The following is a 15,380-nucleotide window of genomic DNA, read 5'->3' as shown; positions in this document are numbered from 1 at the left end:
GCGTCACGAAGCAGAGAACGCCGTCATCGTGAAGTTAAAGATAAGTCATGTGCTTCGTCCGGCCTACACCGGGCGATTGCGGCAGTTCCGTATGGGGACGCCAATCGGCAAGAGCGCTATTTCTCTTTTTCCTTACCACTGAGCACGTCAAAATAGGTCCTTTTGGACTTATCCGGTCCCCCGGCGCCATAGGCGTAATTGGGCGAGGGCGTCTGGTATCCGGGCGGTGGTTCGGTCAGGGATGCCCGCGGCGGCTCAGACGTGAATTGCTTGGATTCTTCGCTGTCACCCTTGAAGAGGCCGAGCAGACCTCCCTTATAGCCGAGCTGGCTGGGGCTCAGGGTTGGATTGTTCCCGCCCGGCTGGACAGAGTCGTTGCTCGACGTGCGGCTGTTGCCGCTGGTCTTGGCGGCGTTCAATTCGGCCGGAGTGAGTGGTCGGGCCGCTTCCCAGGGGTTCACGAACTTGGTGCCGGATTTCTTCCTGGCAGCGGCAGCCTCCTTGCGGCGCTTTTCATCCGGGTCATTTGGCCAGTTCGGAGGAGCCGCCTCGGCGGACGATGCCGGGGGCGGCAGGTCGAGCTTCGGCGGCACCACCAGCGGCGAACGTTCGCGGTATTCAATTCCGGGCGTTTCCATGCTCTTGGCGCCGAGACCGGACATCAAATTATCGATGATCTTTTCCTCGAAGGTCCGATCGTCTTCGTCATCATCGCCGGCGCGGGCCGCGCCTGCTGCCATGACGAGACCGATGCCGAGCGCGACAGTGGACAATTTCAACGCCCGCCAGAACTCCCACCGGGGGTCTCGAACCATCGAACCGCTGGTCTTCGAGCTGCGCATCAGTGTACCTGTTCCATATTGTGGCAGATTGCCGCTCGCACGCGGCTCAAATTCTCGCAAAAAGCGGGTTCCACCTGCCGGTCCGTATCGGCCGGGATCAGGGCGCTTTTGCGGCGGGTACCCCCAGGAAGGAATCATACAATAGCGCCGCCACCCCAGCAACGATGGCCACGTCGGCGAGGTTAAACACATACCAATTATAGGTATTTCCGCCGATCTCGATGTGGAATAGGGCGAAATCGATCACTGCGCCATGGGCGAACCGGTCGATGCCGTTGCCGATCGCGCCGCCGATGATCAACCCCAAGGCGACGGTCGCAAGGCGGGTGTGCGACCGGACCATCCAGATCGCCAAGGCGACCACAGCAATGACCTTCACGGCCATCAGCGCGAGCTGCGCCGCCTGGCCGTCGTTCTGGAGCCAGCCGAAGCTGATCCCGACGTTCTTGGCCAGCACCAGGTCGAAGAACGGCGTCACCTTCACCGCGCCGCGACGGGCGAGGTCGAACACGTTCAGCAGCCAGAGCTTCGAGGCCTGGTCAAGGATGACCGTGGCGATGGCCGAGACGATGCCGGCGCGGAGGGGGGTCATGCCAATCCCGTCGCCCCATTTTCCGCCGTCGTCCCGGCGAAGGCCGGGACCTCCGCGCGAGCGCTATGCGCTCGTCGCGACACTCCGAGGCGGTATTTGTTTGAAGGACTCGCGGTCATCAGCCTTCGCTGCAATTGGCGGCGGTGGTTATGGGTCCCGGCTCCCGTGCGCAATTGCGCAACTAGGCCGGGACGACACAGGTTAGGTCTGCACCCCCAGCGCCTTCCATTCGCGCAGCGCCTTAGCATCGCGCGGGGTGACGTCGGGGTATTCGGGGTCTTCGCCGACTGTCGGCGAGATCTTCCAGGAGCGGGCGCATTTGGTGCCGACCGCCTTCTCCACCACGACGGCAACGCCGGGCACGGCATCGAGGCGGAACGCAGAAGCCGGCGCCTCGCCCTCGCGCACCTCGTAGTTCGAGGTGATGCAGACTTCGGCGAGGTCGGTGTCGAACAGCGTCGCCAGCATGCCGCGGTCGGCGACATAGATGACCGGCGAGGCCTCCAGCGACGAGCCGATGTTCTTGGCGGCGCGTTCGAGCTCGAGCGCGCCGGTGACGACACGGCGGACGTTGCGGATCGCCTCCCATTTCTCGGCGAGCTTGTCGTCGCGCAGGCTTTCGAGATTGGTCGGGAACAGCGTCAGATGCACCGACGGTTCGGCGTCGGGCCGGTACATGCGCCAGGCTTCCTCAGCGGTGAAGCTGAGGATCGGCGCCAGCCATTTCAGGATCGAGGCGCACAACAGGTCGATCGTGGTCAGCGCCGCCTTGCGCGTCGGCGAGGACGGCGGATCGCAATAGAGCGTGTCCTTGCGGATGTCGAAGTAGAACGCGGACAGCTCGCTGTTCAGGAACGCGGACAGCGTTGCCACCACGCTCTTGAAGTCGAACGTCTCGTACGCCTTGCCGATCAGCTCGGCGCGCATCGCGAGCTCGTGCAGCATCAGCCGCTCGAGCTCGGGCATCTCGGCCGGCGGAACCGCGTCAGCCGGCTTGTAATGATGCAGCGTGCCGAGCATCCAGCGCACGGTGTTGCGCAGCTTGCGATAGGTCTCGACGGTGTTCTTCAGGATCTCGGGGCCGATGCGCTGGTCGTCGGTGTAGTCGCAGGCGGCAACCCAGAGCCTCAAGATGTCGGCGCCGGATTCCTTGATGACGGCCTGCGGCTCGATGGTGTTGCCGAGCGACTTCGACATCTTGCGGCCGTGCTCGTCCTGCGTGAAGCCATGGGTCAGCACGATGTCGTAAGGGGCGCGTCCCCGCGTGCCGCAGCTCTCCAGCAGCGAGGAGTGGAACCAGCCGCGATGCTGGTCCGAGCCTTCCAGATACATCACGGTGTCGGTGCCGCCGTCGACCTTGCGCTTGATGCCTGACAGCCCCGGGAAGTGCACGGGGTCCTCGAGCACGAAGGCGTGCGTCGAGCCGGAATCGAACCAGACGTCGAGGATGTCGTCGACCTTCTGCCAGCCTTCGCTCGCGCGCGGGCCGAGGAAGCGTTCGCGCGCGCCTTTCGCGTACCAGGCATCCGCGCCTTCCTTTTCGAAGGCGTCGCCGATGCGGGTATTGACGGCCTCGTCCTGGAGGATCTCGGCGGAGCCGTCCGCCTTCTCGCGCACGAACACGGCGATCGGCACGCCCCAGGCCCGCTGGCGCGAGATCACCCAGTCGGGGCGCGCCTCGATCATGCCGTTGATGCGGTTTTCACCGGACGGCGGCACCCATTGCGTCACCGAGATCGCGTGCAGCGCGCGGGCGCGCAGCGTGTCGCCGGACTTGGTCTTGCCATCGGTGGCAACATCCTTGTCCATCGCGATGAACCATTGCGGCGTGTTGCGGAAGATCACCGGCTTCTTGGAGCGCCAGGAATGCGGATATTGATGCTTGAGCCGGCCGCGCGCGAGCAGCATGCCCTTTTCGACCAGGGCCTTGATCACGGCCTCGTTGGCATCGCCCTTCTCGCCCTTGTCGTTGATGACGCGCTTGCTGACGAAGCCGGGGGCATGGTCGGTGTAGGCGCCGTTCTCGTCGACCGTATAGGGGATCGCCGTGTTGACGCCGCGCGCATCGAGATCGCGCCCATGTGCCATCCAGGCGTCGAAGTCCTCGCGGCCATGGCCGGGGGCGGTATGGACGAAGCCGGTGCCGGTATCGTCGGTGACGTGGTCGCCGGGCAGGAGCGGCACGACGAATTCATAGCCGCCGGCAAGACCCTTCAGGGGATGGGCGCATTCGATTGCGTCCATGGTGTCGGCGGGGACGTCGCGCACCTTCTCATAGGCGGTGACACGCGCCTGCTTGAACACTTCTTCGGCGAGCGCATCGGCGAGGATCAGGAGATCGCCGGTCCTGGCCCAATTGTCCGCGGGCGCATCCGTGACCTTGTAGAGGCCATAGGCGATCTTCGGCGAGAACGAGATGGCGCGGTTGCCGGGTAGCGTCCAGGGCGTGGTGGTCCAGATCACGACGCTCGCGGAGGCCAGCACGCCATGTGCCGGCGAGGTCACCGGGAATTTCACCCAGACCATGTCGGAGGTGTAGTCCTCGTACTCGACCTCGGCTTCGGCCAGCGCGGTCTTCTCGACCACGCTCCACATCACCGGCTTGGAGCCGCGGTAGAGCGTGCCGTTGGCGGCGAACTTCATCAGCTCGCGCGCGATCTGGGCTTCGGCCGGGAAGCTCATGGTGGCGTAGGGATGGTCCCAGTCGCCGATCACGCCGAGACGCTTGAACTCCTCACGCTGCACGCCGAGCCAATGGGTGGCATAGGCGCGGCATTCCTTGCGGAAATCGATCATCGCGGCACTGTCGCGGAAGTCGGGCTTCTGCTTGCCCTTCTTGCGATAGTGCTCCTCCTCGACCTTCCACTCGATCGGCAGGCCGTGGCAGTCCCAGCCGGGCACGTAGTTGGAATCGAAGCCGAGCATCTGCTGGCTCTTGGTGACGAGATCCTTGAGGATCTTGTTCAGCGAGGTGCCGATGTGGATGTTGCCGTTGGCGTAGGGCGGGCCGTCATGCAGCACGAACTTGTCGCGGCCCTTGGCGCCCGCGCGCAGCTTCTCGTAGAGGCCGATCTCGTACCAGCGCTTGAGGATTTCCGGCTCGCGCTGCGGCAGGCCGGCGCGCATCGGGAATTCGGTCTGCGGCAGGAACAGGGTTTTCGAATAGTCTTTGACTTCGGACTTTTGGGACTTTTGCGGCTTTTCGGACATGAGGCTGACTGGCTCGGAAGGGCGCGGGAAAACGGATGGCGATGCGGAATCGCGGGGGTGAAACGACGACATCCCGGTCTTGCGCCGAGCCAAAGGCTCAGGCGGAAGCCGGGCCGCTAATCCCTATGATGCGCCGCGCAAACATGGGCTCTCCATAGCAGCCGGGCGGAGGAAGCGCAAAGGTCCGGCAGGCCGGTTTTCGGCCTCAATCGATGACGCCAAGCCGCGGAAATGCGTCCGGGGCGGCGGCCAGCATGGCGCGGGCGCGGGCGGAATCGTCGTCCATCTGGCGGATCAGGGCCTCGATGCCCTCGAATTTCAGCTCCTCGCGGATGAAGCCGACGAAGGCGCAGTCGAGCACCTGCCCGTAGAGGTCGCCCTTGAAGTCGAACAGGAAGATTTCCAGGAGAGGGGCGCCATTGTCGAAGGTCGGCCGGCGGCCGAAACTGGCGACCCCGTCCAGGCGCTCGGCGCCGCGGCCGACCCGTACCGCATAGATGCCGTGCTTGAGGCCGCAATTGGCGTCCAGGCGGATATTGGCGGTGGGGTAGCCAAGGTCGCGGCCGCGCTTCTCGCCATGGATCACCTCGCCGGTGATGAACCAGGGGGCGCCGAGCATGGTGGTGGCTTCGTCCAGCTGGCCTTCGGCGAGCGCAATCCGGATGGCGCTGGAGGAGACCGGCCGTTCGTCGAAATCGACATGCGGTTGCACGTCGACCTCGATGCCGAGCCGGGGCGCCTCGTTGACCAGCAGGCTCGGCGAGCCGACCCGTCCCTTGCCGAAATGGAAGTCGTAGCCGACCGCGATTGCGCTGACGCCGAGACGCCCGATCAGCTCATGGTGAATGAAATCTTGCGCGCTGGTGCCGGCTCTTGCCTTGTCGAAGGTCATGACCACGGCGCCGGAGAGCCCGGTCCCGGCCAGAAGCCGCAGCTTGGCCCGCTCGTCCGTCAGGCGGAATTGCGGGGTGTTGGGGCTGAAAAACCGCCGTGGGTGCGGCTCGAAGGTCAACGCCAGCGCAGGGCGGCCATGCGCCCGGCCCATCTCCAGGGCCGCTGCGATCACTGCGCGATGGCCGAGATGAACCCCGTCGAAATTGCCCATGGCGACCACGGCGCCCCGGGGAATAGCGGAATCCGGCGTGGTGTCGCGGATAACGGTAAAATGCGGGGCCATCAGGGGAATTCTCGAGCCGGGCGGGACCGGCCGGGACCGTGGCTTGACCCGCCCGGCGAAGTCAAGCGGGGGGAGGCGGCGGCATTGAACGCGATTTCAATTCTTCGGGGGCGGTCCCAGTTAACGCGCTGTTTAACGCCTTGATGCTAGTCCTTGAAACGTGGAACTGCACGGGCCTCAGGCCTGGCAGCTCCAATCGTAATATTCCTGGGTTTGCGTTGGGGGAGTCGAGATGGCGGTTGATTTGTCGATGCCGGTTCTGGTGGTGGATGACTACAGCACCATGATCCGTATCATCAGGAATCTGCTGAAGCAGCTTGGCTTCGAGAACATCGACGATGCCAGCGACGGTTCGGCGGCGCTGAACAAGATGCGCGGCAAGAAGTACGGCCTCGTGATCTCCGACTGGAACATGGAGCCGATGACGGGTTACGACCTCTTGCGCGAAGTGCGCGCGGATCCGAACCTCGCCACCACGCCTTTCATCATGATCACGGCGGAATCGAAAACCGAGAACGTGATCGCGGCCAAGAAGGCCGGCGTGAACAACTACATCGTCAAGCCGTTCAACGCGGCGACGCTGAAGACCAAGATCGAGGCGGTTTTCCCGGACATGGCGAGCGCGTAAGCGCGCTTTCGAATCCATCAGGTGAATTTGGAAAGCCCGGGCGCTCGTCCCGGGCTTTTCCGTGTTGGGCCAGTCATTCCGGGGCTATGCGCCAGCACTGAACCCGGAATCTAGAAGATCACCACTTCAATTCGCGCATCAGCGCCTTCGGGGGGTGACCGAACAATTCCATCACGGACGCCGGGTCGAGCTGGTCGAGACCTTCGAACTCCTCGGCATGGATGCCGCGGGTGACGAACAGGCAGTCGATGCCGAATTCGCGCGCGCCGGTGAGGTCGGTGCGGACGGAATCGCCGATCGCCAGCACGCGTCTGCGGTCGATCTGGTGGCCCTGGCGTTCGCCGGCGAGCGCCATCGCGCGCTCGTAGATCGGCCGGTGCGGCTTGCCGTAGAAGATCACCTCGCCGCCGAGCTCGCGATAGAGCTCGGCGATCGCGCCGGCGCAATAGATCAGCCGGTCGCCGCGTTCCACCACGATGTCCGGGTTGGCGCAGACCAGCGTCAGCTTGCGCTCGCGCGCCTTCAGCATCATGCCGCGATAGTCTTCCGCCGTCTCGGTCTCGTCGTCATAGAGGCCGGTGCAGACGATGTAGTCGGCCTCTTCCAGCGGCGCGGTCACCGCATCGAGGCCGCGATAGATCGAGTTGTCGCGCTCGGGGCCGAGCCAGAACATCTTGCGGCCGGGATGATCGGCGACATAGAGCCGGGTCAGGTCGCCCGACGAGACGATCGCGTCATAGGTCTCGTCGGCGACGCCGAGCTTGCGCAATTGCCGCTGCACGGAGTCGGCGGGGCGCGGTGCATTGGTGATCAGGATCACCGTACCGCCGCGGTTGCGATAGGTGTGCAGCGCTTCGCAGGCTTCGGGGAAAGATTCCAGGCCGTTGTGAACCACGCCCCAGATGTCGCTGAGCACGACGTCCACATCGCCCACGAGCTCATGCAGGCTTTCGGCGAAATGCAGCGTGGTCATGATGCGCGCGGCCGATCAGATTCGGCGCGCGAGCGCCGCGTTGCCGGTGATGCGTTGTGCCGCAGGTGCGGCTGACGTCGCGCCTGGGCTGGGTGGAGCGGAGCCATTGGATCCCTGAATGTCCTGCGCCTGGTTCGGCGAGGCCCCGCCGGTAGCAGATGCCCCCTCCGGCCGCAATGGCCGGGGCGGCGCGAACAGGAACCCCTGGCCGAACCGCACGTCATAGTCGAGCAAGTCGACCACGGCGCGCTCGCCTTCGATCCGCTCGGCGATCAGGTCGATGCCGAAACGGCCGAGCAGGTCGGAGAGGTCGGACGGGTGGATGTCTGAGGTCGAGGCCTGCCTCGGGTCGAGCAACAGCGTGGCCGGCACCTTGATGAAGCGCACGCCGCGGTCGGCGAGCTCGCGCGGTTCGATGCGCAGATCCGTGACATGGTCGATCGAGAAGCGGAAGCCGCGCTGGGCGAGCGCGGCGAGGTTCTCGGACTCGGCCGGGCCGAGATTGCGGAAGGTCGACTGCTTGAACTCCAGCACCAGCGACGGCGCCAGCGCCCGGTTGGCTTCGAGGAAGTCGAGGCATTGCGCGAAGGTGGTGGAATTGCCGAGCGTGGAGGCCGCGACGTTGCAGAACACGCCGACGTCCTTGTTGCGGACCATGAGGCGGCGCAGCACCTGCACACAGCGCAGCATCACCATGTTGTCGATGCGCCCGATCAGGCCCGAGGCCTCCGCGATGCTGATGAACTCCTCGGCGGCGATCAACTGGTCGCGCTCGTCGCGGACCCGTGTCACCGCCTCATAGAACCGCACCTTGCGCTGCGGCAGCGTCACCATCGGCTGGAGGAAGATGTCGATGCGGTTCTCGTCGATCGCGTTGCGCAGCGTCGCCAGCAATTGGGTCTGGTTGCGTCCGTTGACGGTCTGAACCGGATGGGCGGTTTGGGCCTGAACTGCCGGTGCCGGCCGCGGCTGCGCTGCGGGAGGCGGGGGAGTCGCGGGAAGCGGTGGCGGCGGCACCGGCCGCTCCTCGAGCGGCGCGATCAGGTCGATCGGCGTTTCCGGGTCAGGCCTCGCGGCCGGAGCCGCCGCAGCTACAGGCGCGGCACCAGCCAGCAGGTCCTCATGGGTCGACACGGTGGAAGCCAGCTGCCTGACCAGCCCGCCGAGCTCGTTGATCTCGCCGACCACCGACTGGATGCGGTCGGAATTGGTCGAATTGGACGAGGCGATGCGCCCTTCGATCGCAGCTAACCGGCGGCCGAATTCGGCCACCTGGCGGGCGAGGTCGGCGGTGCCGCGCGAGAGGTCGGCGATCTGGCCGCCGACGTCGCTGCGGTCGCGCAGCCGCATCGACACCGCGTTGTAGAGGATCAGGAAGGTCAGCGCGGTCAGCGCCACGATCGCGGATTCGGTTCCGCTGATGCCGGCGACCGCGTAGAGCACAAGCCCGAGCGAGGCCGCGACCAGAACCATGCAGATGGCGATGAAGATCGTCGAAATGCGAATCATGCCGCGCGTTACGCCTCAAGAGCTGACTGCCTCACCCGGGAAAACACGGGTTACTGTGCGAACCCGTCACGCCTCATGCTCCCCCAAGCCGCATGACCCTAACATCATTGTTGATTCGAGGGGATAGTGGTCCGTTTGCGGCGAGGTCAGGACGGCGCGGCGGCGCCGACCGTATCCGCGGCGACCGCCTCGCGGCTGCCGAGCGGCTTGGGTTGCCCGGTGGTCGTGTCGCGCAGGGTCTGCCGTTCGATCTCCGAATTCAGCTCGGCGCCGAACATGACGACGATCGCGGACATCCACATCCACATCATCAGCCCGATCGCCGCCCCGAGCGAGCCGTAGGTGGCGTTGTAATTGGCGAACTCGGACAGATACCAGGACAGCAAGGCAGAGCCGGCAATCCAGAGCAGGGCGGCCGTCACCGCGCCGAGGCTCAGCCATTGCCAGCGCGGCGCGTCGCGGCTGGGTGCGAAGCGGTAGAGGACGGCGAGCGCCGCGAGCAGGATGAGGAACAGGAGCGGCCATCGTGCCAGCGCCACGATCAACTTGCTTTCGGGCGCCATGCCGAGATGATTGAGCGCGAGCGGGAAGGCGACGACGGCACCCACCATCAGCAGCAGTGCCACGATGCCGCCGACCGTGAAGGCCAGCGACACCGAGTTCAGCAGGATGAAGCTGCGCTTCTCGCGCTCCTCATAGGCGACGTTGAGGGCGTCGAAGATCGATTTGACGCCGGCATTGGCGCTCCAGATCGCAAGCAGGAGGCCGAGCAGGAAGGTGGCACCAAGCGTTGTATTGCCCTTCGACACCACGCGCGCGACCTGGTCCTCGACGATCCGGAACGAGCCCTCGGGCAGCATCGTCGCGAGGGTCTGGAGATTGGCGCTGATCGTGGCGGGATCGGCGAACAGCCCATAGGACGAAACGAGCGCGGTGACGGCCGGAAAGACCGCGAGCAGCCCGAAGAACACGACGCCGCCGGCGGTCGCGAGCAAGCGATCGTCGTCGATGCGCTGATAGGTGCGCCAGAAGATATCCTTCCAGCCGGCCCAGGGGATCGCGAAGGGGCTTTTGGAACGGCGCCCGCGGCCGGGCTGCGTCGCGGCACGGGTTGCGCTCGTTTCCGGAGAGCTTGCTTCGTTGTTGCGGTGGTCTTGCGGAGGCCCCGGCCGGATTACGCCGGGGTCCCGGAAGTAGCGTTCGGCGGTCAGCACGAAGACGGCGGTGGCGGCGACCAGCAGCCAGGAGTCGAGCTGCCCTGAGCGCCGCGCCGCCACCTCACGCCTCCAATTTGTGCCCGTGCCGTCTCCGACGCGCGGCCGTGAAGCCCAGCAGCCCGACGGCTGCGAGCATCAGACCCAGTTGCACGGGACGGTTGGCGCGCACGGGCCGGGTGTTGCCGCCATGGCTGCGTTCGCCGGGCGCGAGCGGCGCCAGGGGAATCGTCGTCGCGACCTCTTTCACCGCCTGCTTGACCGTTCCGCGTGGAATCCGCGGGGAGGCGATCGCAACGCGCAGACGGCTGGCCAGCGGCACGATCGGCTTGTCCCGACGCTTCATTTGAGCCAGAGCCGCGCCGGCGCAGCACGCGGCCAGGACCAGCAGGACCGCGCCGACGGCACCAAAACCCCAGAATTGTCCGTAGATGATTGCGATCCAGCGGTACAGGGCGACCAGACCGACAAAGAAGGCCGCGATCAGGAACAGCCCGGCCACTGCGAACAGGCCGGCCGCGACCGCATAGGACGTCGCCCGTCCCGTGGCCTGGCTGGTGCGGTCACGCAAGTAAGACCGGGTGGCGCGCCTGAGATGGTTGAGTTTCAGCGCCATGCCGGCGCGCAGCAATTCGCCCGATGGCGCGAGCATGCGGACATCCTCCGAGAGCGAGACATTCGTCGGGGATGAACGTGACGGGATTTGACTTGTTCCGCGCGGAGCGTCGCCGCGGTGACCGATCAGCCGAGATCGGCGGCCGCGATCCAGAACACCTCGCCTTCGGAGTCTTCGGTGTCGAGCCAGAGCAGCGGCAGTTCCGGAAAGGCCTCGTCGACCAATTCGCGGCCGCGGCCGATCTCGCAGATCAACCCGCCATCCGGCGTCAGGTGATCGGGGGCGTCGCGCAGGATCCGGCGCACCACGTCGAGACCGTCGGCGCCGCCATCGAAGGCGAGCTTCGGCTCGGCCCGGCATTCCGGCGGCAATGCCGCCATGCCTTCCGCATCGACGTAAGGCGGATTGGTGATGATGAGGTCGTATCTGTTGTCGCCGAGCGGGGCGAACAGGTCGCCGCGATGGAGCGTGACCCGCTCATCGAGCCCGTGTTCCCCGACATTGCGCGCGGCGACTTCGAGCGCGCCCCTGGAGATATCGACGGCATCGACCGTTGCATTCGGGAAGTGATACGCGGCGAGGATGGCAAGGCATCCCGATCCCGTGCAGAGGTCGAGCACGCGCTCGACGGCCGTGGGGTCGTCGATCAGCGAGCCGGCCTCGCCGTCGCCGCCGAAATGCGAATCCAGGAGCTCGCCGATGAAGGAGCGCGGGACGATAACGCGCTCGTCGACATAGAAGGGCAGGCCGCGCATGTAGATCTTGTTGACGAGATAGGCGGCCGGTTTGCGCGTGGTCACGCGCTTATGGATGAGATCGAGGATGGTCTTGCCTTCCGCAGCCGTGACGCGCGCGTGGGCAAAGGCCTCGAACTGGTCGGGATGCAGATGCAGGGCCTCGCAGACCAGGAAGGCCGCTTCTGCCACCGGATCGGTCGTTCCGTGCGCGAAGGCGAGCTTGGCCTCGTTGAAGCGGCTCACGGCATAGCGGACGAAGTCGATGAGCGTGACAAGCTCGCCGCGGCCGACCTTCGCAAGCCTGGGCGCGGCGCGGCCGCGCGCCGTCTTTTTTGAAGCTCTTGCCATCAGGATTTGGTCCAGCGTGCGGCGGCCTCGTCGTCACGGGCGTGGGCTTCGACCCAGCCGGTGCCGGTGGCGCTCTCTTCCTTCTTCCAGAACGGCGCGCTGGTCTTGAGATAGTCCATCAGGAACTCGGCTGCCTGGAACGCCGCCTGACGATGCTGCGAGGCGGTCAGCACCAGCACGATGTTCTGGCCGGGCATGAACCGCCCGACGCGGTGGATGACCGTGACGCCGTTGAGCGGCCAGCGCGTGGTCGCCTCGTCGACATGACGCTTGATCTCTTCCTCGGCCATGCCGGGATAATGTTCGAGCGTCAACGCGGCGATCTTCGCGCTGTCCTCGTCGCTGCGGCAGATGCCGGAGAAGCTCACGACCGCACCGATGTCGGTCCGGCTCTTGGTCAGGAGCGCGATCTCGCGCGCAATGTCGAAATCGTCTTCCTGGATACGGATGGTGACGGGGCCGGTGGTCGCAGGGGAAGTCATGGGCCTAGCCGCCGGTCATAGGCGGGAAGAACGCGATCTCGCGGGCGCCCGCGATCGCGGCGTCCGACTTGACGTGGGCGTGGTCGATCGCGGCGCGGATGACCTTCGGCTTCTCGAAGGCGTAGGCATAGGCCTCGCTCTGGCCGGAGAGCCAGGCGATCAGCTCTTCCACGGTGCGCACGGTCGCTGGCGGCTCGATGGTCTCCTCGGCCTTGCCGACGCGTTCGCGCACCCAGGCAAAATACTTCACCTTCATACCTCATCCTCCTTGATGAGGTGATGGATGCCGGAGCGGAAATAATCGTAGCCGGTGTACATGGTGAGGATCGCCGAGGCCCACAGCAGCAACAGGCCGATCTGGGTCACGACAGGCACGACCTGGTCGCCGGCCTCGCCCGCGAGCAGGAAACCGATGGCGACGAGCTGGACCGTGGTCTTCCACTTGGCAAGCTTGGTGACGGGCACGCTGACGCGCAGCGCGGCGAGATATTCGCGCAGGCCCGAGACCAGGATCTCGCGGCACAGGATCACGATGGCGGCCCACAGCGACCAGCCATGGATGATGCCGTCGGCGGCCAGCATCAGCAGGCAGGAGGCGACCAGCAGCTTGTCGGCGATCGGATCGAGCATCCGGCCGAACGCCGATTGCTGATTCCAGATCCGCGCGTAATAGCCGTCGAGGTAATCGGTGACTGCTGCCGCGATGAAAATGGCGACCGCGACCCAGCGCAGCCACAGCGGCTGATCCAGAATCGACTGTGCGTAGATGCACCCGACCACGACCGGGATCGCGGCGATCCGGCCATAGGTCAGGATGTTCGGGAGGGACATCGCGCGGCTGGTCGTCCCTCGTGTCGTGGCGATGTTCATCCGTCCTACCAATACCGCTGTGGCCCGAAGGTCAACCGTTCCGCTCCCCAAATGGGGTGCGGGATGCGACGACCATATGACCACGGCCCCCTTTAGTTCACCCCGGCTGGGGATGGAAATACTCGAAAATCCTGCGGGCGCTTTCGGCGCTCACCCCCGGAACCTTGCCGAGATCGGCGATCGAGGCCCGTTCGATCTCCTTCAGGGTTCCGAAATGATGCAGCAAGGCACGTTTGCGTGACGGGCCGATGCCCGGAATCTCCTGCAAACCGGCCTCGCGGATGTCCTTCTTGCGCAGCTTGCGGTGCGAGCCGATGACGAAGCGGTGGGCCTCGTCGCGCAGGCGCTGGATGAAATAGAGCACGGGGTCGCGCGGCTCGAGCTTGATTGCCTCGCGCTCCGGCATGAACAGGGTCTCGCGGCCGGCATCCCGGTCCGGCCCCTTGGCGACCGACATCAGCGACACCTGGGTCAGGCCGAGATTTGCAAAGATCTCCCGGACGGCATTGAGCTGGCCGCGGCCGCCGTCGATGATCACGAGGTCGGGCCATTGCGGAAAATCGTCGTCCTTGACCTTGGCGCCCTCCTCGGGCGGGTTGATGAGACGCTTGAAGCGGCGCTCCAGCACCTCGCGCATCATGCCGTAGTCGTCGCCGGGCGTGAGCCCTTCCGACTTGATGTTGAACTTGCGGTACTGGTTCTTCACGAAGCCGTCCGGGCCGGCGACGATCATGGCGCCGACCGCGTTGGTGCCCTGGATGTGGCTGTTGTCGTAGACCTCGATGCGCTTGGGGGCATGCGGCAGGCTCAGCGTCGTCGCCATGGCGTCGAGCAGGCGGCCCTGCGTCGCGGTGTCCGCGAGCTTGCGGCCCAGCGCCTCGCGCGCGTTGGTCAGCGCGTGGGCGACGAGCTCCTTCTTCTCGCCGCGCTTCGGCGCGGTGACCTCGATCTTGTGCCCGGCCTTGATCGAGAGCGCGTTGGCAAGCAGCTCGCTCTCCTCGATCTCATGCGAGAGCAGGATGTTCTTCGGCGGCGGCTTGTCGTCGTAGAACTGGGCGAGGAAGGAGCCGAGCACTTCTTCGGGTGTAAAGGTCTTCTCCGCCCGCGGGAAATAGGCGCGGTTGCCCCAGTTCTGGCCGGTGCGGAAGAAGAACACCTCGACGCAGGAGAAGCCGCCCTCCTGGTGGATGGCGAACACGTCGGCCTCTTCCACCGTGCGCGGATTGATGCCCTGCTGCGACTGGATCGCCGACAGCGCGGCGAGGCGGTCGCGGTAGAGTGCCGCGCTCTCGAATTCGAGCTCATTGGCCGCCTTCTCCATCTCGCCGGCGAGCTCCTGCTTCACCGCATGGCTCTTGCCGGAAAGGAAGTCGGTCGCCTCGCGCACCAGGGTCGTGTAGCCGGGGAAATCGATCTCGCGGGTGCAGGGACCGGCGCAGCGGCGGATCTGGTAGAGCAGGCAGGGCCGGGTGCGGCTCTCGAAGAAGGAATCGGTGCAGGAGCGGATCAGGAACGCGCGCTGCAGCGCCGTGATGGTGCGGTTGACGGCACCGGCGGAAGCGAACGGGCCGAAATAGCGTCCGGGGCGGGTCTGCGCGCCGCGGTGCTTCAGGATCTGCGGCGCCCAATGGTCGCCGGTGATCAGGATATAGGGAAACGACTTGTCGTCGCGCAGCTGCACGTTGAAGCGCGGCCGCAGCTGCTTGATGAGGTTGGCTTCCAGCAGCAGCGCTTCGGTCTCGGTGTTGGTCGAGACGATCTCCACGGTCACAGTGGCGGCGATCATGCGCAGGATGCGCGCCGGCTGCGGCGCATTCTGGCGCGCGTAGTTGGAGAGGCGCTTTTTGACGTTCTTGGCCTTGCCGACATAGAGCACGTCGGCATTCGCATTGAGCATGCGATAGACGCCGGGCGAGGTCGGCGCGAGCCGGACCGCGCGCTCGATCGCCTCATGACCCGTCGCCAGCGGCTCTTCGCCGACCGCGCCGCTCTCTTCCAGGATGTCAGGCAGCAGCGCGTCGTCCTCGTCGTCGCCGCCTGTGGTGGCGGGATCGAGGTCCGGCGGTGCCGTCTCCTGGGACGGGGCGTCCGGTGCCATGCCGCGCCTGGATTTGCGCGCGCGGGCGTCGTCCGGATCGTCGGTGGAATCGTGAACCATGGGACGAATTTAGGCGCTGGGGAT

Annotated in this window: 14 protein-coding genes; 1 reads left to right on the top strand and 13 read right to left on the bottom strand. The window is 65.6% G+C overall.

All coding sequences use genetic code 11. The features are described from left to right. Nucleotides 1-116: 116 nt before the first annotated feature. The 4 genes from XI09_RS36325 to XI09_RS36310 all read right to left on the bottom strand — a co-directional run bounded on the left by XI09_RS36325 (nucleotide 117) and on the right by XI09_RS36310 (nucleotide 5,821). Nucleotides 117-842 carry a hypothetical protein gene (locus XI09_RS36325; protein WP_271571171.1) on the bottom strand — a complete coding sequence of 242 codons (726 nt, stop codon included), beginning with the start codon at nucleotides 840-842 and terminating at the stop codon, nucleotides 117-119. Nucleotides 843-939: 97 nt separating this feature from the next. After that, nucleotides 940-1,434: a signal peptidase II gene (gene lspA / locus XI09_RS36320; RefSeq protein ID WP_271571170.1), complete on the bottom strand. Its 495-nt coding sequence runs from the start codon at nucleotides 1,432-1,434 to the stop codon at nucleotides 940-942. A 201-nt stretch (nucleotides 1,435-1,635) separates the two neighbouring features. Beyond that, nucleotides 1,636-4,644: an isoleucine--tRNA ligase gene (gene ileS, locus XI09_RS36315; RefSeq protein ID WP_271571169.1), complete on the bottom strand. Its 3,009-nt coding sequence runs from the start codon at nucleotides 4,642-4,644 to the stop codon at nucleotides 1,636-1,638. Between the two features lie 205 nt (nucleotides 4,645-4,849). Continuing rightward, on the bottom strand, nucleotides 4,850-5,821 hold the full coding sequence (locus XI09_RS36310) for a bifunctional riboflavin kinase/FAD synthetase (RefSeq protein ID WP_271571168.1): 972 nt from the start codon (nucleotides 5,819-5,821) through the stop codon (nucleotides 4,850-4,852). A 232-nt stretch (nucleotides 5,822-6,053) separates the two neighbouring features. On the opposite strand from XI09_RS36310, the gene XI09_RS36305 reads away from it, so the two are divergent. Next, on the top strand, nucleotides 6,054-6,449 hold the full coding sequence (locus XI09_RS36305) for a response regulator (RefSeq protein ID WP_008567674.1): 396 nt from the start codon (nucleotides 6,054-6,056) through the stop codon (nucleotides 6,447-6,449). Nucleotides 6,450-6,567: 118 nt separating this feature from the next. Here the strand turns inward: XI09_RS36305 and XI09_RS36300 are convergent, their stop codons facing one another. From XI09_RS36300 to uvrC, 9 genes are all read right to left on the bottom strand, one after another. Continuing rightward, a complete protein-coding gene (locus XI09_RS36300; protein WP_271571167.1) occupies nucleotides 6,568-7,422 on the bottom strand; it encodes a TIGR01459 family HAD-type hydrolase in 855 nt (284 codons plus the stop codon). A gap of 15 nt (nucleotides 7,423-7,437) precedes the next feature. After that, nucleotides 7,438-8,931, bottom strand: a complete 1,494-nt coding sequence (locus XI09_RS36295) for an EAL domain-containing protein (protein ID WP_271571166.1) — start codon at nucleotides 8,929-8,931, stop codon at nucleotides 7,438-7,440. A 146-nt stretch (nucleotides 8,932-9,077) separates the two neighbouring features. Beyond that, complete coding sequence (locus XI09_RS36290; protein ID WP_271571165.1) at nucleotides 9,078-10,208, bottom strand: YihY/virulence factor BrkB family protein; 1,131 nt, start codon at nucleotides 10,206-10,208, stop codon at nucleotides 9,078-9,080. 1 nt (nucleotide 10,209) lies between these two features. Beyond that, nucleotides 10,210-10,797, bottom strand: a complete 588-nt coding sequence (locus XI09_RS36285) for a phage holin family protein (protein ID WP_271571164.1) — start codon at nucleotides 10,795-10,797, stop codon at nucleotides 10,210-10,212. Between the two features lie 89 nt (nucleotides 10,798-10,886). After that, complete coding sequence (prmB, locus tag XI09_RS36280) at nucleotides 10,887-11,846, bottom strand: 50S ribosomal protein L3 N(5)-glutamine methyltransferase (RefSeq protein ID WP_271571163.1); 960 nt, start codon at nucleotides 11,844-11,846, stop codon at nucleotides 10,887-10,889. Continuing rightward, nucleotides 11,846-12,328, bottom strand: coding sequence for a molybdenum cofactor biosynthesis protein MoaE (locus XI09_RS36275; protein WP_271571162.1), 483 nt, complete (start codon nucleotides 12,326-12,328; stop codon nucleotides 11,846-11,848). Before XI09_RS36275 ends, prmB begins: the two co-directional genes overlap by 1 nt. Before the next feature lie 4 nt (nucleotides 12,329-12,332). Further along, on the bottom strand, nucleotides 12,333-12,584 hold the full coding sequence (gene moaD / locus XI09_RS36270; RefSeq protein ID WP_007596861.1) for a molybdopterin converting factor subunit 1: 252 nt from the start codon (nucleotides 12,582-12,584) through the stop codon (nucleotides 12,333-12,335). After that, a complete protein-coding gene (gene pgsA, locus XI09_RS36265) occupies nucleotides 12,581-13,198 on the bottom strand; it encodes a CDP-diacylglycerol--glycerol-3-phosphate 3-phosphatidyltransferase (protein WP_011090204.1) in 618 nt (205 codons plus the stop codon). The genes moaD and pgsA overlap by 4 nt, the downstream gene beginning before the upstream one ends. Nucleotides 13,199-13,295: 97 nt before the next feature. Then, nucleotides 13,296-15,356, bottom strand: a complete 2,061-nt coding sequence (gene uvrC, locus XI09_RS36260) for an excinuclease ABC subunit UvrC (RefSeq protein ID WP_271571161.1) — start codon at nucleotides 15,354-15,356, stop codon at nucleotides 13,296-13,298. Nucleotides 15,357-15,380: the final 24 nt, after the last annotated feature.

Source organism: Bradyrhizobium sp. CCBAU 11386, from assembly GCF_028128955.1.
GTDB lineage: Bacteria > Pseudomonadota > Alphaproteobacteria > Rhizobiales > Xanthobacteraceae > Bradyrhizobium.
The sequence above is the reverse complement of the archived record's forward strand: the minus strand, read 5'-3'. Positions and strand labels throughout refer to the sequence as shown.